16 protein-coding genes are annotated in these 21,111 nt (G+C 43.6%); 10 read left to right on the forward strand and 6 right to left on the reverse strand.

From position 1 onward, the window contains the following. Positions 1–699: 699 nt before the first annotated feature. Entirely contained in the window at positions 700–2,142 is a 1,443-nt protein-coding gene (locus U9Q77_06665; protein MEA3287041.1) for a hypothetical protein, read from the reverse strand. Between the two features lie 192 nt (positions 2,143–2,334). Between U9Q77_06665 and U9Q77_06670 the strand changes: the two genes are divergently transcribed. Beyond that, complete coding sequence (locus U9Q77_06670; protein ID MEA3287042.1) at positions 2,335–4,824, forward strand: TonB-dependent receptor; 2,490 nt, start codon at positions 2,335–2,337, stop codon at positions 4,822–4,824. Positions 4,825–5,097: 273 nt separating this feature from the next. Here U9Q77_06670 and U9Q77_06675 read toward each other — a convergent pair whose 3' ends face one another. From U9Q77_06675 to U9Q77_06695, 5 genes are all read right to left on the reverse strand, one after another. Next, entirely contained in the window at positions 5,098–6,105 is a 1,008-nt protein-coding gene (locus tag U9Q77_06675; GenBank protein MEA3287043.1) for a patatin-like phospholipase family protein, read from the reverse strand. Further along, positions 6,102–6,851, reverse strand: a complete 750-nt coding sequence (locus U9Q77_06680) for a S1/P1 nuclease (GenBank protein ID MEA3287044.1) — start codon at positions 6,849–6,851, stop codon at positions 6,102–6,104. Before U9Q77_06680 ends, U9Q77_06675 begins: the two co-directional genes overlap by 4 nt. A gap of 425 nt (positions 6,852–7,276) precedes the next feature. Next, positions 7,277–8,641 (reverse strand): tetrathionate reductase family octaheme c-type cytochrome, encoded by a 1,365-nt coding sequence (locus tag U9Q77_06685; GenBank protein MEA3287045.1) that lies wholly within the window; start codon positions 8,639–8,641, stop codon positions 7,277–7,279. A 190-nt stretch (positions 8,642–8,831) separates the two neighbouring features. After that, positions 8,832–9,836 carry a cytochrome c3 family protein gene (locus U9Q77_06690; GenBank protein ID MEA3287046.1) on the reverse strand — a complete coding sequence of 335 codons (1,005 nt, stop codon included), beginning with the start codon at positions 9,834–9,836 and terminating at the stop codon, positions 8,832–8,834. 98 nt (positions 9,837–9,934) lie between these two features. Then, a complete protein-coding gene (locus tag U9Q77_06695) occupies positions 9,935–10,501 on the reverse strand; it encodes a cytochrome c family protein (protein ID MEA3287047.1) in 567 nt (188 codons plus the stop codon). Positions 10,502–11,153: 652 nt separating this feature from the next. Between U9Q77_06695 and U9Q77_06700 the strand changes: the two genes are divergently transcribed. From U9Q77_06700 to U9Q77_06740, 9 genes are all read left to right on the forward strand, one after another. Further along, complete coding sequence (locus U9Q77_06700; protein MEA3287048.1) at positions 11,154–11,864, forward strand: hypothetical protein; 711 nt, start codon at positions 11,154–11,156, stop codon at positions 11,862–11,864. Between the two features lie 57 nt (positions 11,865–11,921). Beyond that, positions 11,922–12,791, forward strand: a complete 870-nt coding sequence (locus U9Q77_06705) for a 4Fe-4S dicluster domain-containing protein (protein MEA3287049.1) — start codon at positions 11,922–11,924, stop codon at positions 12,789–12,791. After that, the gene (gene nrfD / locus U9Q77_06710) at positions 12,784–14,007 is read left to right on the forward strand and encodes an NrfD/PsrC family molybdoenzyme membrane anchor subunit (protein MEA3287050.1); all 1,224 of its coding nucleotides are present in this window, start codon (positions 12,784–12,786) and stop codon (positions 14,005–14,007) included. The genes U9Q77_06705 and nrfD overlap by 8 nt, the downstream gene beginning before the upstream one ends. A gap of 7 nt (positions 14,008–14,014) precedes the next feature. Then, entirely contained in the window at positions 14,015–14,710 is a 696-nt protein-coding gene (locus U9Q77_06715; protein ID MEA3287051.1) for a hypothetical protein, read from the forward strand. 101 nt (positions 14,711–14,811) lie between these two features. Then, positions 14,812–15,516, forward strand: coding sequence for a hypothetical protein (locus U9Q77_06720; GenBank protein MEA3287052.1), 705 nt, complete (start codon positions 14,812–14,814; stop codon positions 15,514–15,516). Between the two features lie 72 nt (positions 15,517–15,588). Next, positions 15,589–17,259 carry an ATP-binding protein gene (locus U9Q77_06725; protein ID MEA3287053.1) on the forward strand — a complete coding sequence of 557 codons (1,671 nt, stop codon included), beginning with the start codon at positions 15,589–15,591 and terminating at the stop codon, positions 17,257–17,259. Then, positions 17,252–18,592, forward strand: coding sequence for a sigma-54 dependent transcriptional regulator (locus U9Q77_06730; GenBank protein MEA3287054.1), 1,341 nt, complete (start codon positions 17,252–17,254; stop codon positions 18,590–18,592). Before U9Q77_06725 ends, U9Q77_06730 begins: the two co-directional genes overlap by 8 nt. Before the next feature lie 38 nt (positions 18,593–18,630). Further along, complete coding sequence (locus tag U9Q77_06735) at positions 18,631–19,137, forward strand: hypothetical protein (protein MEA3287055.1); 507 nt, start codon at positions 18,631–18,633, stop codon at positions 19,135–19,137. 264 nt (positions 19,138–19,401) lie between these two features. Then, positions 19,402–20,928 (forward strand): aromatic amino acid ammonia-lyase, encoded by a 1,527-nt coding sequence (locus U9Q77_06740; protein MEA3287056.1) that lies wholly within the window; start codon positions 19,402–19,404, stop codon positions 20,926–20,928. Positions 20,929–21,111 lie beyond the last annotated feature (183 nt).

Raw genomic sequence — 21,111 nt, forward strand, 5'->3', positions numbered from 1 at the left:
ATGTCCATAAAGTAAGAAATAACAATAATATAAGGCGTAATATGACATCTCTAGTTTGTGCAATGATATGAAAAATAGTAACTTATCAATAACCCCATACTGGTTATTGAGTTTATCGAAATGCAGCATGGAGTTCTGGAATCCTCCCCAAAAAAGGGCTTTAGCCCAAGATGTATCAGCAGCATGGTTGGGCTAAAGCCTGATTTCATAGTGGTTTATTAAGTCCCCAGGCTGAAGAGGCTGTGTGAAAATATCATTGCGCCGGAATAATTGCTTGCTAATATTAGCTTTAGTTGTCTACGTATAGTGCTGTTACTATAGATACTTACCCCAGGCTTCAGCCTGGGGGTTATAAAAATATTAAAAAGAAGGGCTTTAGCCCAAGACAACCAGCTACACAGTTGGGCTAAAGCCCTGAATTTCTAGTGATCTGTTAATCCCCCAAGCTAAAGCATGGGGTAATTACAAAACGCCACAACCTTCAGCTGAATTTTGTCAATAGTTACTAGTAACTCTAATGGTAACAGTGTTTTGCGCAAACTCCATAGGTCACTTAAGGTGTATTCACCTCATACTCAGCCAATTACAACTATTTTAGAGAAACTTCTGTCTAAAGGATGTCTGTAAGATTGCTTAGGTTTGGTTTAATGGGTATGAACCATCGGAATGATTGAAAAGCGACCTGTTGCTAGTGACCAACTAATTTAAAAGAAATTCTGCCACTATGATTGATTGTGGGGCAATAGTGACCACAAAGAAATAACTATTATTTTCTCCATCCCAGCGCAATTTAAACTGAGTATTGGAGAGTTTAACACCATCTCTTTTCCCCAATACACCAGGGAAAATCTCAGGAGCATGCAAGCCAACTGCCCGAGTAAACTCCATGGAATGTCCTGATCCATGCATGCGAACCTGAATGGTTTGTGGACTGGTATTCTCATTGCAGATCGTTACCACTACTTGTTCTTGAGATCTAAAGCATAAGCTCATCAGGTTTGGCTGCAGGTTCTCAGATGCAGGCACTATCACAGCGTTTGCGGGTATCCGCTTAATCAAATTTATGAGTGTAGTAAATGCAGGTTTGGCTACACCATTCAGATCTAACAAACCCCGAGATTGCTTCTTGTGCTTCACATCAGTGGGCGCATCATATAGTTGATAGATCAGCGGCATTACACCACCATGCTCAAGCAGCCTAAGGGTATTTGAGTAAACTCTTAGCGCATAAGGCATACTGAAGCTGGCACTATAGTAGTAAGTTTCAAATCCAGGCAAATTCCCGATTTGGTCATAGCGATCCGGATCAGGATATTTCTCATGGTTAAAATTTGTTTCAGCAGTGGCGTAAGAACTGACCCAGATTGGCTTTAAAGATTCGATATTGGACAGATATTTTTTCAGATCAGCCACAGCTGAGCCAATGTTCTCAGCTGCAGTGCTATCTGCCCAGGCATGCACCGTCCAATGATCGAGAATATCAAAAGCTTCCTGATCTAAATTCATATACCAGGACTCAAGATCACCTGAGAGTTCCGGAGTAGAAAGACTGGGGCCAACGATTCCTACTTGTTGAAAATCACGTAGATCCAATTCTTTCCGTACTGCATGGATCAGGGCGTTATATGAATCTGGAGTCAACGGCAATGAATCATTGGGTGAGCTGTCAGGCCTTGACAATAGCTCGATATAATCAGCCGGAACTTCCTGATAAAATAATTCATCGACTTCCTCTGCCCACCAGCCTGCAAAACCCTTAATATCAGCCAATTGACCATGCCGATCCACAAAATTTGCCGGAATTGCATCCACACTATAGACCCATTTAATACCCAGACGTTGGGTGGCAGTTCTCAAGGCCAGAATATCATCCCAATTATCTGCTTCTCTTTTTACCCGAATCACCTTAATGCCGAGGTCATTGAGCGTTTGTAGCGGTTTCATTCGGCGACTGTAAAAGCTAATGGGAACATTAGCACCCATTCCATTGAACGGACCTACATCCTGGCTAAGATCAAAATCTATTGGTCTATATTGCTTTTTTTTACGGTCTCCAAAAAAGCTGCATGACCACATCAGGCCAATGATCAGGATCAATAATCCTGCTCTTGTTATAAGCTTTGAGAATTTAGTTCCGAGCATGGATTTAATTTCAACCCTTCTGCGGAGGAATCAACCAAAACCTGTGGAAAAGCTTTGATTCTGGCAACAAGCTGTTTTCGGATCATTAACCTTTCCCCGAATTCGTTGTCTAAGACAAGTTTGGAATAATAGTAGGATATGGTTGACCATCTCTATATTCGCGCCACTTTAAATTTTGACTTGAGGATGAAAATGAAATTCACGACCCTGAAAGATATTTTGCTGACATTCACTCTGATTCTACTATTGACCAGCACGACCCTGGCTCAGCGTCCCGGGAACAACAGACAGATGCCCTCTATTGGTGTATTAACCGGTCGTGTATTAGACGCCATTTCCTTAGAACCTGTAGAATATGCTAACATCACCATCATTAGAACCCGGGACACGAGTGCTGTATCAGGTGGTATTAGCAATGCTGATGGCTATTTCGATCTTAGGGAACTACCGCTGGGTCGTTTTATGGTGCGCTTTGAATTCATGGGATATGAAACACTCATTATTGATGAGATCAGGCTGACACCACGTGAATCGGTTGAGAAACATCTGGGAGATATTTTACTTAAATCGACCACCCTGATCGGGGGGAGAGTGGAAGTCACTGGTGACAGACCATTAATCACTCAAACCATTGATAAACGAATCTTCAATGTTGAAAAGAGTCTCTCTGCTGAAGGAAGTTCTGCCATAGAGATTCTGGAGCAAATTCCGTCAGTAGATGTAGATATGGATGGCGTGATCAGCCTCAGGGGTAGTTCGAATGTGAAGATCCTCATTGATGGCAAACCTTCTGGCTTATCCAACGAGGATAACAGTGCACTGTTAGAGCAGATCCCATCCTCCACTATTGAAACCGTAGAGATCATAACCAATCCTTCGGCTAAATATGATCCTGATGGTATGTCTGGTATCATTAATGTAGTTCTGAAGCAGAATCGGTTAAAAGGTCTTACAGGTAGCATTGGTACCGGGTATGCAGATCCAGACCGCTATAATCTCAATGGCCAAATAAACTTTCGGAATAAGAAAATAAATATCTCTTCTATGCTCGCTTACCGAACCAGTATTAGGAATGTTGGCGGTACGAATCACATGGTATATTTGGACGATACTGGTAGTGTTTTCAATATCCTGGATCAATTGAGTGATGGGTTTCGTGATTTTGATTCCTACACTGGCCGGTTGAACACAAGTTATTCATTGAATCAGAAGAACAAGATCTTTGCAGGATTAATGCTCAGCTACCGGACGCGCAATTTTGAAGAATTGATCACCTATAGGAATGGAGCACGTTCTGATAGCCTGCAACCGATCTACCAAAGACTGGCTCAGAGTGAGAATAATAGTGAAAGTACCACCTATACCTTCGGTTGGGAGAAAACTTTCAAACGCGAAGGGCAAACATTAAACGTTGATTTTCGACAAACAGACAATCAAACCGATGAAACCGGGAATCACTTACAAGACGATTATTTTCATGCGCCAGACTCCTTTGAGGTTCAGATCACTACTCGGGATGATGAGCGGTCTACCCGGACTTTTCAATTGGATTACACCCACCCACTTGGTGAAGACCAAAAACTGGAGCTGGGTCTCAAAACAATTGAAACTCATATGGATAATTATTTTTCTTCAATTTCTCAAACGGATTCAGACACAAGCTGGACCGATAATATTGATCTAAACACCCATTTTCTATTCGATGAAGGGATTTACGCCGGTTATGTCACCTACAGTCAAAAGATCGGACTGCTTGGATTTCAAGGGGGCGTCAGAGTCGAACAAGCCCGAACCGAAGCAGATGTTTTTGTTGATAGCATATTTGTTAATGAGTATCAGAGTATTTTTCCATCAGCCCATCTGAATTATACCCTGGCCCCTCAAAAAGATATCCAAATGAGCTATAGTCGTCGCGTTAATCGTCCCCGAGTAAGGTCAGTTGTCCCCATCACCAATTATTATGATCCCTTAAATATCCGGACTGGAAATCCTGAGCTTTTACCTGAGTATATTGATTCATACGAACTCAACTACACTCAATTCCGAAAAGGGATCTCATTTAATGCAGGGGTGTATTATCGTCAGATCAATGACCTGATGCGACGTTATAAGGAATTAAAAGAAATTAATGGAAATACTGTTTCTGTCACAACTTTTCGAAATTTTGATACGGGACACTCCTATGGTGCTGAGGCAATGATCAATGCTAAACCATGGGAACCTTTAAAGCTTATGCTCAGTGGAAATGTCACTCGAACAGTCATTGACGAGTCGGGATTAGATGCCGATATCAATACCAGTTCTTACGGCTACTATTTGCGTGGAACGGCCACTTACTCCCCTTTTCCAAATACAGATATTCAGATGTTCACCATGTATCGTAGTCCTCGGGAAATTGCCCAGGGCAGTATGTCCGATATGCTTTTTGCCAATCTTTCAGTCAAACATAAACTTTGGGAGAAAAAGGGCAGTATATCTCTCCAGGTCAGTGATCTCTTTAACAGTCGCCGGTTCGAGTATAATCTGGTTACTGAGAATTTTGAACAGATTCGGGAAAGAACGTTCAGTAACCGCTATATCAAGTTGAATTTCAGCTACACATTTGGAAAATTTGTGGATACTGAGCGTCAACGTGGTACTGGTGGTCGTGATGATATGGACATGGATATGGGGATAGATTAAGAATTATGAATTGTGAATTGTGAATTATGAATTATGAATTGTGAATTGTGACGAAACCGCAAAAAGTTCCTTACGGTTTAATAATCATCAAATACACCCTAACTCATTTAATATTAACCACTTAACGCATATACTCCTAAATCCATAAATATCAATACTCTGCGCCTCTGCGTGCTTTGCCTGCCCGCACGAAGTTATACGCAGGCGGGCGAGAGGTACTTTTTGCGAGGGCGTCAATTGTGAATTGTGAAAATTTCACAAACTCTGGGATGGTTAGTCCAGGTTCTTAATGCTTTCCAGAGCTTTGATTGTCTCGTCATAGCCTTTTTGGATCGCGATCTCGGCTTCCAGAAAATTCCAGGCTGACAAACCGGTACTAATATTGATCAACATATCCGGCATGGCTAATTCCACCTGATTGGCGGCAATGAGTGCCATTGACAAGATCACGGTCTCGTGGGCGATCTCTGCCAAATTGGGCTGACCAGCAGTATACCATGGCTCGTTTGCTTTGGGGATACGCCATTTGGATTTACTGTTTTCCAGATCATCACCATTTAGATAGGAAAACTCCTGTGTCGCATCTTTGCCTTCCGGAAAAGCCAGGACATTTACAGCAATGATGTAATCAGCCCCCATGGAACGGACTACATCAATGGGAACCGGATCGATCATGCCACCATCTACCAGGATGCGATTACCGCTGGCAAGTGGATTAAAAACGATGGGAACAGAAGAACTGGCACGAGTCGCAGTGGCCAGGCTGCCCTTGTTGATTACATAGAGGTCACCATTGAGGATATCCACGGTTGTGGCAGCAAAGGGTATTGCCAGATCTTCAATAGCTTTTGATCCATAGAGATCATCCAAATATAAGGTTATCTTTTGGCCATCGATAAACCCCCTGGTTGGGAAGATCGGATCCAAAAGATTCAAGACATCCAGCCAATTTGAATTTAAGGCGACATCCGAAAGTTCTGATACAGTCATACCGGCAGCATACCCGCCACCAATGATAGCCCCCATGCTGCTGCCAGCGATCATGTCTATGCGGACCCCAGCCTCTTCCAAAGCTTCCAGAACACCAACGTGGGCAAAACCCTTGGCTGCACCGGCACCCAAAGCCAGGCCCACAGAAAAGTCCTGCTTAGCTTTGCCCTGAAGTACCAGACTAAACTGCTTTTCCAGCTCCGGAGTGTTGAGGGGTGCTGCTATTATTTTGGTTCCAACCAGTAAACAACTTAAACCAATTGAGAACAGCAGTTTCAGTAGTGAATTCATTTATATAGATCATTCAGGATCGCTGCCAAATGATATCCAGCTTTGAGCAATCTATCTTCCATCAGTTCCCGGTTGCTATAGACATACTTCCAGGAAAGTTTGCCATCCCCGATGTCATAGACCTGATCATGCACTGCCCGGGAGCGATGGACAAAAGTCAGCACGGTTGGATCTAATAATTTTTGTTTGTCAGCAGCGGTGAGCCCCAATTGAATTTGCTGTGCATATTCAGTATAACTATACTGCATATGGTCGATCATTTGGCTGTCCCAGACACGGTGAAGATTAGTCTCTTCACGAAACCAGGTCACCTTGATATCATTACCCCCTCGATCTGTTCCATTACCAACATGCAGGGGTTGATGCAAATCTCCAACAATATGTACCACAAAACGAAAAACATCCAGTTGATCCTGCTTACTGAGTGTCTCGGATTTTAGGAGTTTAGTGAACTCAGTAACTTTCTGCACTGCACGCCCACCGGCTTCAGGACCCTCATAGTTATGCCCTTTAAGGATTGTACAATAGTGCCAATCATGAGAATGGTCCCATTTGGGATCGGACTTTATCTCGTCAGCCCAATTGCCGATTCGAGCTAGATCCGTGTGTCCCAGCAGTTGAGTAATTGCTTCCCTGGCTTGGGGACTTAAGTTTTCTTCAGCAATTATTCCAATGACCCGGTGACCGGTTTTCCCCCAACCAAGCAGGGTACTAACGGTAAACAGTAAGATAATGAATTGTCGCAAGGTGAAATCTCCTAGTATTATGGCAGGAATCTAATGTAGGACCAGAGGCTTACGAAGGTTTTCGTGGTGATATTTACGCCGAGCCCAATAATTCATGAGGGTCTGCACATGTTAAAGATGGGGGATCAATTCTCTGAATTGGGGAGAATAGTTCTACCCTAAAAAAAACCGGTCCGGGCGATGATTTAAACCAGCGCCTGAACCGGGATCTAATTAACTACCGCTAACTAAAATCTTGGGATAGTAAAGCGGCCCATGTTAGTCGTAAACATTTACTGTACCAAAATAGCCACGAAGGCACCAAGACACTAAGCTTCACAAATTCTCCCTGTGGTTCTTTGGACTTTTGGGTCTTCGTAGCAAAAGAGCTTACGCTACTGCGCCATGAGAACTATTGATTCTTACAGCTATCTAATAGCTCGTTGCTATTTATCCTGATATTTTCTGATAATCTGATCCCCTGGATAGCCAAGTGCTTTCCAGTCGATTCGCCTTTCCTGCCCACGATGGCAAGCCCTGCATTTCAGGGATTCTGATGCCGGGGCAACCATGTGAGCGAGACCTGAATACATTTCAGTCGCAATAAAATCATAATGGCCGCTGTACTCCAGTTTGGCAGCCTTCATCCCCACTTCTGAGGCTCTATTCCAGTCAAAATGGGTCCAATATCCCTTCCAGAGTTGGGGTATTATTAAGTGTTTATTCTCTGTATCATAGATCTGTTTACCACGCATCACCTTGAAAGGGTACAGCTTGGCGTTTTCATCATCTCTATCTCCGAGAGGCTGGTTGATCATCACAACTTCACCGGGATCAACTTTATCACCCTTCAGATAGCGGGTTGTTTTACCATTATACCAATAATATTCAGGAACCACATTGTTTTCCCAAACAAAGCTGCCCTTCTTCTTAAAGTAGGTGTCCATCCCATATTCATCTTTTTCACCTGTACTGTCTTTGCCGGCGGTAGACCAGTCCCAATACATTTTTGTGGGCTTTCCCTTTGCATACAGTGGTATATGACATGATTGGCAAGCAACTTTTTCAACATGTTTGTTGATGATCTTTGAACGATGCACATCCTCTTCATGACAGTCAAGACACTGCACCCTGTTGTCTTCATCGGTGAGGATAGCCATTGACTTACCCATAATGTTGTGAGCTTCTGTGGTGTGGCAATCAGTACAGGTCATGTCGTTACCCATATGTACATCATAAGATGGATCCGCATCTACCAGACCATAATCAAGATCACCGTGTTTTACATTCTCACCACCGCCACCATTGAAGTGACAACTCCCGCAGGTATTGATGGATGAATAGCCGACGCTTTGGGCAACTTTTGTCAGATCTACACTTTCAAAGGGATAACCAGCCCCTTTTGGATTCTTCTTATAAGTACCGGTTTGATCATGGCAAATTAAGCAATCTACATTCTCTTCATTTTGAAAATCAAAAGAATCGTCCTTCCAACCGTAGCCAACATGGCAACTGGTGCAACGTTCCCAATTTGATTCTACGGCAACACAATAATTATTGAACGAATTTGCTTTACCAATGGCATGTTTACCCCGATGTCCAGGAACAACTTTGGCTTTGTCTTTCCAGGTCCAGTGGATCGTTTTCATTACGTCACTTGCAGCATCTTCATGGCAAGCCAGACAAGTCTCAGTGACCTCTTGCACAGTTAGCAGGGAATCTTCAATATGCTCTCTATGATCTTCCTGTGCTGGCGCAAGTCCAACACTTAGAAGTATACTAAAGAGAATTAGGTACAGTTTTCTTCGCATCGTACAATCTCCATTCGAACAAAGCAGCTCATAGCTGCTTTTTAGTTAAACAACAGTAGCCCGGATGAATTTCATCCCTGACCCCGACAGTATTTCTCACTCTATGTAGAACTTTCTTATCCATATTCTTTTGGTTCTATCCCCACATTGACCATCAGAATTCCCAATATTTTATTCTACTAAATCGTATCTATTTCTTTTGGAGTACGATTCCCGGTAAAAAATCGGGATAAAGATACTCTTCATCATGACATTCCAGACATTCAGGTGGTTCTGAGTAACTCTCATCGAAATGGCATTCATAACAATCGATCTCAAGGTGATCTTCCGATAGTTGAAAACCGGTTGTTTCATGTTCAAATGACCCAACCTCAAAATTATCATGACAAGCGATACAATTGTTTGCCAGCGCCTCAATCGGTTTCTGGTCAGCGTGACAATCAGAACAGGTATTGTCCCCATGATAGGCTTTCAAAGGCCATCCAGTGAGATCATGACTAAACCCCTTGCTTACCTCATCCTGATGACAAAAACTGCAGGTGCCATCTGTTTCAGTATCATGACAGCTTTGGCAGGAGGTATGGTGTTCCTCCTGGGTCTCAACAACCATTTTTACCGATCCTTGATAGTCGTGACAGCTGGCACAATTCTCAGAACGATGGCAACTCACACAATCGTATCGATAGAGTTCAATATGTTCCTTGTGATGAAAAGTAACCTGGGTTTCATTTTCATCCGGTGTTGGGAAGGTCACTATTTCTGGTGACCCGATATGTGGATGTTTTACTGAAAAGATATCAGTCTTATCCAGAGTCCTGCGTATGTTAAAGCGAAATTTCTTCTGCTGGTGGCATGCTTCACAGAGCTGCTCATTTGACCATTCTCTATGACAGGCTAAGCAGCTGCGGTGATATGCACCATTAAGGGTCGGCTCTTCCAGGCTGGCTTCAGCTGGGTCATCCATGTGGCATTCAGCGCAACCTGTATAATCATCGTCTTCAGCATAGTGATGACACACAGAACACCCCTCACCCATATCTTCCATCCGGGCATGCTTCCCATGATTGAATTCCACAGGATAGAAAATATTCTCCAAGGCGTCAATTTTTATTATTTCGGGGTAATCCTGCCCTTCTGATTGACCTAACAGTATTGTACCCGTCATGAGAAAGATCATTATGGGATAGAGTCTCATACGTTTACCCTTTTGCTTTCTGACGCGATGATTCATGATTTTTTAAGCCGTCTTATACCTAAGATTCTTTCTGGTCAGCTTTTTCTGGACCAATTGTATCATTCTGGATAGGGATGATCAATTTCCTTTACCCGAACAGCATAATCGAAAGGTATGTAGGTTGGCGAGTCTGGATTATGACATTTTGTACAAGTAGCTTCATCAATTTTGACGTAACCCAGATTCTTGGCATCGATATCACCCGAGCGAATCTTCAGCATGGTCTTTTTTGATTTGTAGGCATTTCCAGGGCCATGACAAGATTCACACCCAACTCTAGATAAATCTTTATTTTTCTTAACTGCACGGGCATTGGTTTCATCAATATCCAGTGAATATCCACCAGCCTCTCCCCAACCGGTTACGTGGCATCGTAAACATTCAGGTGACTTTTCCGGTGCAGTTTTCAATCCCTGCTTTGCGGCAATCTTTTTTGATTCGTCGGTGAGTAAGGTCTCATAGGAACGGGAATGGGCTCTGGATTCCCATATTTTATACTGAGATCCCTTTTCAGCCTTATTATGACAGATTTTACATTTCTTGGATCCAACATTTTTTATTGGTTTTCCCTGAGCAAAGATACCAACACAAGCCAGTATCAGTAATAATGTAAATAATCGTTTCATTCTGCTTCTCCTCGTTTCGTATGAGGTGTCAGTACCTCTTACATGATTAGTATTTGTCAATTACCAGCTATTGTTATGGCAACTAGAATGCCACTTTGTACCGAATTCTTTGTTCTCAGCTGCCTTTGGGTTGTAAAAGATGGCTAATTGTTGAATATATCTACACATCTCACAATTATTTAATCTGCCTAACATATTGTTTTATCAGTCTCATCGAAGCTATTAATAAATAAATCCGAACTATTTTAAGAGCTATTTGGAAAACTTTTTTTGAAATGTTGAATTTTTCACCACATGGACATGTCTCGCCTCCTTTTCCCAAATCACAGATAAACAATAGTACGCAGCCTAGGTAACATGCAACAGCATATAACATACTGTTATTATTTTGCATACATCCTTTTAATGAATCATTTTCGAGGTGTTGAGATTATCTACATCTGTTGAATTATTCAACATACTTTCTAATTGGCTTAAACATTGATTTTCGCTTCATATTTCCTGAATACGTTGAACATTTCAACATATTTCACTTTTGGGCCTAAAAATAGTGATCAGCTCTATGTTATTGTTATTACTGCGTTAAGTGCGCCTAATTCGCCTTGGCACTGCTCTTGAAATAGATATGGTGAACTAAAAAAGGAGGTTCGTCATGGTCGTCATTCTAGTCATTTTATTTGCAGCCACTGCCATTTTCATCACCTGGTTTCAGGGAATGAAAAGGTACCAGGCTTTAAGCATTTCACCCATTGTGAAAAAACAAGCTTATCAGTTCAAGATGGAAAACCTTGCCATCCCAGCAGGCATCTACTTCAGTCCCACCCATAGTTGGGCTCACTTGGAAACCAGCGGTCAAGCCAAAATTGGCATCGATGCATTCATTCAGGGACTCACCGGAATCCTTTCTGCGGTGCATGTACCAAAAGAGGGCGTCACCATTAAGCAGGGTGAGCCGCTTTTCAGTATCGTCCACAAGGAGAAGAAGCTGGTGATATCAGCGCCTATCTCAGGAAAGATCAAATCGATCAATACTGAAGCATTACAAAATATGCGGATGGTTCACCGTGACCCATATTCATACGGATGGTTAGTGGAAATGGAACCCAGTGATTGGGAAACGGAAACCCAGCTACTTTACCTGGGTCAACGTACCACTGCCTGGCTTAAAACTGAAATCGCTCGCATCCGAGATTTCTTTGCTCATTCATTTGCACCACCAAACGCTGAAAGTGGACTGGTATTACTACAGGATGGTGGAGACATTGCTGAATGTGCCCTGGCATTTTCCGGAAAAGGCCTTTGGGGCTCTTTCCAAAAACTGATTCTTGACCAGGCTAACACAGAATTAATACTGAATTCCTGATCATTAATTCATCTGGAATGGTAAAAAAGCATTATTGTAGAAAGGATAACACTATTTATGTCAATCGATCGCAGAGAATTTCTTAAAACCCTGGGGGTTGCTGGTGCTGGTCTTACCGGCGTCTCAGCCCTGGGGAAATCCAAACCTGAACCTGATGCTGAAGAGTTCTATGCCATCCTGCACGACATCACGCTCTGTGAGGGCTGTCAGGAATGTGAGTTTGCCTGTGCTACAGAGTATGGTTTGCCAACACCCAGTGATGATGACTATCCAGATAGCTCTGTTAAACGTGAACTATTACCTGAGAGATACACCGTCATTAATGCAGTTGAAACATCAGTTGGTGAGGTTTATACCAAACAACAGTGCATGCATTGCGCTCAACCGGCTTGTGCATCCGCCTGTTTAACCCAAGCCATGAAAAAGCAGGAATCCGGTCCAGTTACCTGGGACGCAGGGAAATGTATGGGCTGCCGTTATTGCATGATCTCATGTCCTTTCGATATCCCAAAATTTGAATACGACAGCAACAATCCGAAGATCGGGAAATGCCAGATGTGTTTTGACAAGCTTAAAGAAGGTGAAGCACCTGCCTGTGTTGAAGCTTGTCCAGCGGAAGCCCTCATTTTTGGAAAGCGAAGTGATCTGTTAAGAATAGCTCATAAACGTATCTTGGATAACCCCGGCACCTACACTGACCATGTCTATGGTGAATTTGAGGCGGGGGGAACATCCTGGCTAAACCTCTCACCTGTTCCCTTTAAAGAATTGGGCTTTAATACGAATGTTGAGACCAAGCCCTATCCTGAACTAACCAAAGGGTTTCTATACAGTGTACCCTCTGTTTTCATCCTATGGCCAGCTTTGCTTATGGGTTTAAGAGAAGCCACCAGGACCGATAGTGAGGAAGGGGCAGACCATGAGTGAGCAAATACTAACTCCTCCCTCCAGCTATTGGAAGTTTTTTAAGTCTGAGCTGAAACCGCGAGCCAGTCTTTGGACAGTCTTCAATATAATATCGGTTCCCACCGTATTACTGGCAGCTGTTATCATTGTGATCCGGTTTATCTACGGATTGGGAGCTGTTTCCAACGTAACACAGAGCGTACCCTGGGGGCTTTGGAAAGGTTTCAATGTTGTGACTGGTGTTGCCTTTGCTGGCGGAGCCTATGTGTTAACCTTCATGGTTTACATTCTAGGCCAAGAGAAATATAAACCACTGATTCGGGTAACGGTTCTCAATGGTTTTCTGGCGTATACTTTTTACGCTTTTGCTTTGGTTCTGGATCTTGGCAAACCCTGGAATATCATCAACCCAATCATTGGCAATTCATTTGGCACCAGCAGCATCCTGTTTCTGGTGGCCTGGCATTTTATGCTCTATATCGTTGCGCAAATGGTTGAATTCTCACCAACAGTCGCCGAATGGCTGGGGTCTGAGCGTGCCCGTCGCAACTTGAAACGTCTCACAATTGGAGCAGTAGTTTTCGGGATTACCCTGTCTACACTCCATCAATCAGGCTTGGGAGCCCTGTTTCTCATGGCCAAAGGCAAGATCCATCCACTTTGGTATTCAGAATTTATTCCCACCCTGTTTTTTATTTCCAGTGTCTTTGCTGGTTTAAGTGTGGTGATCTTTCAGGGAAGCATCCTGCAGCGGGTCTTTTCCTATCAGATGGATGAGCATAGTGATGAACGTCATAATGTCATGATCCGTGGTCTTTCTCGGGTCTGTGCACTATCCATGTTCGCTTACTTCTTCCTTAAGATCATCGACATGGTCCACAATCACACGTTAAGCCTCCTGACAACATCTATGGGTGTCTGGTATTTGGTGGAATTGATCGGGTTTGTGCTGATTCCCATGCTCTTGTTTGCGTATGGAGTTCGAATTGGAACACCCAAAATCATCAAGTTGGCATCTATCATGACCATCATAGGAATTGTGTTAAACCGCATGAATATCTCGGTCATCGCCTACCGCTGGGATGAGATTCCACGTTATATCCCAACCTGGATGGAATTTGTGGTAACTATCTCCATCCTGTTTGTCCAGTTCTGGATCTTCCGTTGGGTTCTCCACCGCATGCCGGTATTAAGAACAATGGAATCAATGACGCAAACCGCAAATAGTAAAGGATAATTTTATCATGGAAAGTTTTTTTTATACAAACATGTTCGCCACCAAAGGGATCGAGTACTTATTGATCATCAGCTTCTTCCTGGTTCTCATCCCCTTCTACAATTACTTGAAAGAAGTGGAAGGTCCCCTTTTCTCTCTATCAAAAGTACGTCTGCCAAAAGGCGTCTTCTTTGATAAAACCCATACCTGGGCATATCTGCGATCAGCTGGACAAGTTCAAGTTGGTATCGATGATTTTTTAGCAGCGCTGACGGGTTCTGTCTCAATCAGCCTTATGAAGCAAAGCGGAGAAGTTGTTAAACGGGGGGACCATCTAGCGACGCTGATGGGTGAGGGCAAAAGCCTGAAGATCTATTCACCGGTAAGCGGAACCTTAAAGGCCATCAACCAGAGCGCTCTGAAAAGGTTCAGCAAACGCACCAACAATGATTTTACTCAGAACTGGTTGTTTGATATGGAACCCATGCGTTGGGATCTGGAGAAAACCATGCTTATTCTCGGTGAAAAAGCTCAAACATGGATCCAGAATGAACAGACCCGCCTGCGAGATGTCCTGGCTTTTGCAGAACGTAAATATGATCTGACTGCTCAACCCGTCCTACTCCAGGAGGGAGGCGAGATCACTGATCATGTCCTGGAAACCTTGGCTCCAGAGTTCTGGGAAGAATTTCAGAGCGAATTTATTGATGCCGTAAAAAGCTAAATAATATCAACGAAACGAGGTGTCAGTCTACTCCTTGTGATGGTTTAAACCGACTGACACCTCATTGTACCGAAGCAATATGTCAAACCAAAGAGATTGACATGGACTCACAAAAGTGTATCTGGATGGAAGCTGGAGTTGTAGACTACCAGCTTTGTCCTCTCAAACAAAATTGTGACCTCTGCGATTTTCACAAGGAAATGATCAGAGGTTGCCGAACCCAGTTTTCAGAATCGACATCAGCCAAAATAGGCTTACGCTACCCTGATGACTCCGTTCTCCAATTTCAGCCGGGACTCCAATACCTGGATGGGCATTTCTGGTACAGACGAACTGCGGCAGGTAGACTTCGCCTGGGTATCGATTCATTTCTTTGGCAGCTTTTTTCCTCAATCCAAAAAGTGATCACGCCAAAGAATGGGAGCATCCTGGTTCAGGATCAATGTTTTAGCTGGTTGCTGCTGGAAGGGGGGATAATCTACCTCAAAACACCTATCCAGGGTCAGATCCTGGAAATCAACCCATTTTTTCAAACTGGTGAGATCAAGGATACCCATCTCTATCTAGCTCCGGAAAATGAACTCTGGATTCTGGAATTGGAAGAAAGCGAACAGCAGAAGTATCACAGTCTGAGCAAGGATCAATACTTTGCTCAAGCTGAAGAAGACTGTAACAAATTTCATAAGCTTATCCAGACACCAGGATCCCCAGAGCAGTTTACCCATCCACGAACTTCTCATCTCACTAAAAATGATTTTTCAAAATACCTGCAATCAATCACCGACAATCACGCCTTCATTTGTTAACTGGCATGTATTCTGCATTATTCACTATAACTACTATTTACTAACTCAAGCATAGTAGCTTTGGAGAATAACATGAGCTCACCGCTTAACCAGGCTTCACTGAAACAATATGAACCCCGTTCTTGGAGGAATATCTTCCAAACCCGTTCGCTCTATGGTCATTTGGTTTTCCTTTTGCTCTTTATGTCAGTTTTCCTTTTTGGATTTTTTGCCTGGCTCATTTTTTCAATGTCAAATAACTACCTTGAAGATGTTACCACCCGTTGCGGCAAACGTATGGCTGGCTTGATTAATCAGACCATTCGCAGCAGCATGTTCTCTGAAGATCATGCTGAACTAACCACGGCCATCCGCAAGGTTAAGGAAGTTCCCGGTGTCAGCGCGATCCGAATCTATAATAACCGGGGTGAGGTGAAACATTATACCCTGGGAAACAAAAACGCCTGTCACAAAGACACCTCGAAAATCCCATTTCTAAATCTTCATCACTCAAGTGACTCTCTCTTCCGGGAAATTCATTCAACCTGTGTCCATAGTATTGAAGATGATGGGAATCGCTGTATGATCATCCATGCTCCCATCGTTTCTACACCTGACTGTCGTTCTTCCGGGTGCCATCAGAGCCAGGATCATGCTGAGATTCTGGGCGTCACAGAAATTAAGTTACCTCTGACAGAAATGGATCATGCTCTGAATCGTATTCTTTATGAATATTCCAGTCTGGTGATCATTTTTCTTGTGCTGATCATGGGAACCCTGCTTTTCTTTGTCCAGCGTCGGATCAATCTGCCTCTTAAACGAATTGTGGATACCAGCCGGGCCGTATCAAACGGAAATTTGTCAGTACGGGTAAATTTAAAGTCCGATGACCTGGTTGATATTCACCAGGTCGGATTAGCTCTTAATACCATGTTAGAATCGATCAATCAGAGCAATCATGAGCTGCGTCAATGGTCCAATGAGTTGGAAAATAAAGTTCGGACCAAATCAGAGGATATTGCCCGAAGTCAAAATGAGATTTTTCAGATCGAACGGCTGGCGTCCCTGGGACGGCTTTCATCATCGGTGGCTCACGAGATCAATAATCCTCTGGCTGGCGTGCTTACCTACGCCAAGTTAGTCTCGCGAATTCTACAGGGTCCAGCCCTAACGGATGAAAAGAAGACAGCTATCCTGAAACATCTGGATATGATCCAATCTGAGACCACCCGTTGTGGGCATATCGTGAAAGGCTTGCTTAATTTTTCCAGAGATCGCAGTCACAAATTTGACGTGCTCCAACTGAATGACGTACTTCGGGAAACTCAACAACTTATCCAGCATAGTTTTCAAATATCAGACGTTCGTCTAGTAACAGATTTTTCAGCCGCACGAGATCAGATCCAGGCGAATGGGAACCAGATCATTCAGGCTTGTCTGGCTGTATTGACCAATGCACTGGAAGCAGTCGATGGCGTTGGCGATAATCTGGTCACCTATCGTAGCTATAACCCTGACATGACCCACATTGTCATCGAAATTCGGGACAATGGTATTGGTATTCCAACTGAGGATATTGAACATATTTTTGAACCGTTTTTTTCACGGAAGAAAGAAATGTCCGGGATTGGTTTGGGACTGGCTGTCACCTATGGAATTCTGGAACAACACAATGCCAAGGTAGCCATCGAATCTGCTCCAGGTCTGGGTACCAGCATTAAATTCACATTTGAACTAGCAAACGGGAGTGAACCTGATGAATAAGAATCTTTCCATATTGATTGTCGACGATGAGCTTTCTGTAAGAGATTCACTCTCGAACTGGTTTATTGAAGATGGCTACTCCGTAGATACTGCCGAAGATGCCAAGGTAGCATTAAGAAAGATCGAAGCTTTTAACTTCCACATTATCCTGGTTGACATCAAACTTCCCGGTATGGATGGTCTGGAATTAAACCGACGAATCAAGTCTATCAATGAAGATACTATTGTGATCATCATGACCGCTTTTGCTTCAGTTGATTCAGCTGTTCAAGCCTTGAAGGACGGGGCTTATGATTATGTCTGTAAACCATTTGACCCTGACGCAGTGACCCATATTATTAGAAATGCCAGCAAGAATATCGAGTTGAGTACGGAGAATCTTTCGCTTCAGGAGCGAATCAAGAGTTTAGCCAATGTGGAAGATATAATTGGCCAAAGTGAAGCTATTCTACAAGTATTGGAACAGGTTCGGGTAGTAGCAGAAACTGATTCTACTGTCATAATTACCGGTGATAGCGGAACAGGCAAGGAGTTGGTCGCTAAAGCTGTCCATATGAACTCATCCAGACGTTTTTTCCCCATGGTGACCGTGCATTGCGGTGCTATTGCTGAGAACCTGATGGAAAGTGAACTGTTTGGGCATGAGCGGGGAGCCTTCACCGGAGCCCAGTATGCTCGAAAGGGCAAATTCGAGATGGCTGATGGTGCCACCTTGTTCCTGGATGAGATATCCACTGTCTCCATGAAAATGCAAATAGAATTGCTGCGGGTGCTAGAGACCAAACAATTCACCAGGGTTGGAGGAAATCGCGAACTTAAGTCCGATTTTCGAGTGATCTGCGCCACAAATCGTAACCTTAAATCAATGGTTGATGCAGGTGAATTCAGGGAAGACCTCTACTACCGCTTAAATGTTTTTACCATCGACATTCCCCCCTTACGTGAGCGGGTTGAAGACATTAAGCTATTGGCCTTACATTTTGTAAAACTGTATGCTGAACAAATGAATAGACCAACAAAATTTATTGGTAAACGCGCCATGAATGCGTTGGAGAATTATCCTTTTCCCGGAAATGTGCGTGAATTGGAAAATCTTATCGAAAGAGCCATTGTTATCGGGACCGGTGATAGTGTTCGCTTGAAAGACCTTCCCTTTGATCGTGTTCTTTCAAAACCTACCTGGGAATCCATCGGGGAGATGGAACATCACCACATTGAAACCATCCTGGATAAATACAACTGGAATATTTCACGCTCAGCACAAGCTCTTGGTGTTGATCGCGTTACCCTCTACAGTAAAATAAAAAAATACAAGATTGAGAAAGCCAACTAGAGTCTACGCCATATATGTCCTCAATCAGGATAATTCCATTGCAATTTGCTCGAGTGGATATACTCGAAAATATGCTCCCGCTTATCAATTCTCGTCTTCAAATGGAAACCCATTTAGTCCCATTTCACCTTGATCTGACTGCTTTCTTTGACCCCGTGCGTTCACAGTATAACGCAAATGAGATCATCAAAAGCCTGGTTCCCCCGTCTGAAGAAGGTGATAAGATCGTTGGTGTAACGGATCTGGATCTCTTTATCCCGGTCCTCAGTTATATCTTTGGGCAGGCTTATCTGGGTGGTTCGGCAGCATTGATATCTGGGCATCGCTTGGAGAACAGTCGCTATGGCATGCCAAATGATTCTCAAATATTTGCTGATCGTCTGTTAAAATGCGTACTCCATGAACTGGGGCATACGATGGGTTTAATTCACTGTCTTAAACCAGGTTGCGTCATGGTATCCACCACCTATGTAGAAGAGATGGATCAAAAATCAGATCGATTTTGCGGGAAGTGCCTTTCAGAATTAAGCGCATTACGACCATAAATTAACTTCAATCCATTGAGTCAAAGCCGGGATGATTTTGAGGGTAGTTTAAACAAATTTGATCATGAACAATCGCTGGCCGGATCCAGAGTGACAAGTCCTACCTTGGCGCGTCCACACATACATCATCATTTTAAAACTTATCCCTCAATGATTCAAGTCTACTTTGCTGATATCAATATCTGGAATTAAGCCAATTTTCGGGCATGATTTTTGTCCATATTCAGTTGCTGAAATTTATAAGTCACAATTCTGGAGGGAATAATGTCACTGGTTATCAACGGAGCAGGTCTGACAATTCACAATGTGATCGATGTTGCTCGTCATTTTAAAAAAATTGAGCTTCATCCCGATGCAATTACGCGCATCAATGTTTGCCGCCAAATGCTAGAAGAGAAGCTCCAGGCGCATGAGATCATGTATGGTGTTAATACTGGAATCGGTGAATTCTCTGAGGTTGTTCTGGACGATGATCAGATCAGGGACTTCCAGAAATATCTGGTCTATAATCATGCCGCTGGTATCGGTGACCCCGCTCCCCTGGAATACGTTCGCGGTGCCATGCTGGGGCGTATCAATGTCCACGCCCATGGCAATTCCGGTGTTAGACTTGAAATCGTCAAAACGCTTGTTGAAATGTTGAATAAGAACGTCACACCCTTCGTCTGCCAAAAGGGTTCTGTGGGGGCCAGTGGTGATCTGGCACCCATGTCACAGATCGCATTGCTCATGCTGGGTGAAGGGCAAGCTTACTATAAAGATGAGCTGTTGGATGGCAAGGTTGCCCTCGAAAAAGCCGGAATAACTGTGCCAGGACTGGAAGCCAGAGATGGTCTGGCAGTCATTAATGGATCCAATCTCCTGACTGCCATGAGCGCAATCTTTCTCTATGATGCCGAACGCTGGCTGAAACAAGCAGAGATCGCTGCTGCCATGTCGCTGGAAGCCTTGAAAGCCAATATGCGCCCCTATACTCCAAAACTACATGAGGCGCGTGGTTTCAAGGGTGCCATACGCAGTGCCAAGGCCATAAATAAATGTGTAAAAAATGGCGATCTGCAACTTGAAAAGGTTGCCTGTAAAGTTCAAGATGCCTATTCCATGCGTTCCACGCCTCAGGTGATTGGTGCAGCTCATGATGCCTTAGCTTACGCTCGCTCCCAGGTTGAGATCGAACTGAACGGAGTTGGGGATAATCCCATATTCTTTCCCGAAGAGAACATGCAGCTTTCCGGAGCAAACTTTCAAGGTACCCCTGTTTCAGTACCTATGGATATGGCCGGAACCTGTATTACCATGGTATCTATTCTTTCTGAAAGGCGCCTTAATCGCCTGAACAACCCAGCCCTCAGTGTGGGACTGCCCGCCTTCCTAACCAAAGGAGCAGGCATGTTTTCCGGGATGATGCTGAGTCAATACACAGCCGATATGCAGATCGTTGAACAACGGATCCTTTCAGCACCTGCCAGTATTCAATCTATCCCGGCAGCAGCAGACCAGGAAGATTTTGTCTCCATGGGGATGAATACAGCTATTAAGAATTTCCAAATCCTGGACAATGCCTACGGTATTTTGGGAATCGAATTCATGGCTGCTGCGCAAGCTCTTGATTTCCGCGACTATGGATTTGGCGAAGGTGTCCAAAAAGCCCATGAAGTGATCCGGCGCTATGTGGAACATTTGGATATTGATCGACCCCTCTATAAAGATCATACAACCATGCAAACCCTGGTAAAATCTGCTGAGATCCTGGAAGCAGTCGAGGAGGTGGTTGGTCCTCTGGATGCGTGACTATTAGACGATCGTCGCGAATAACTCTAAGGTTTTTCAATTCACAGATTGGCGCTGTATCATTTTGCTGTACTTTTTGAAGATAGAATGATTAAGGAATAATGCCATTTACACAGATTTCTGGATATGCCCTTTTCACAACATCCAGCTCACGCAAGGACCCTGAGTGATTGCGAAGCAATT

Source organism: Candidatus Neomarinimicrobiota bacterium (assembly GCA_034716895.1).
GTDB lineage: Bacteria > Fidelibacterota > UBA8477 > UBA8477 > JABMPR01 > JABMPR01.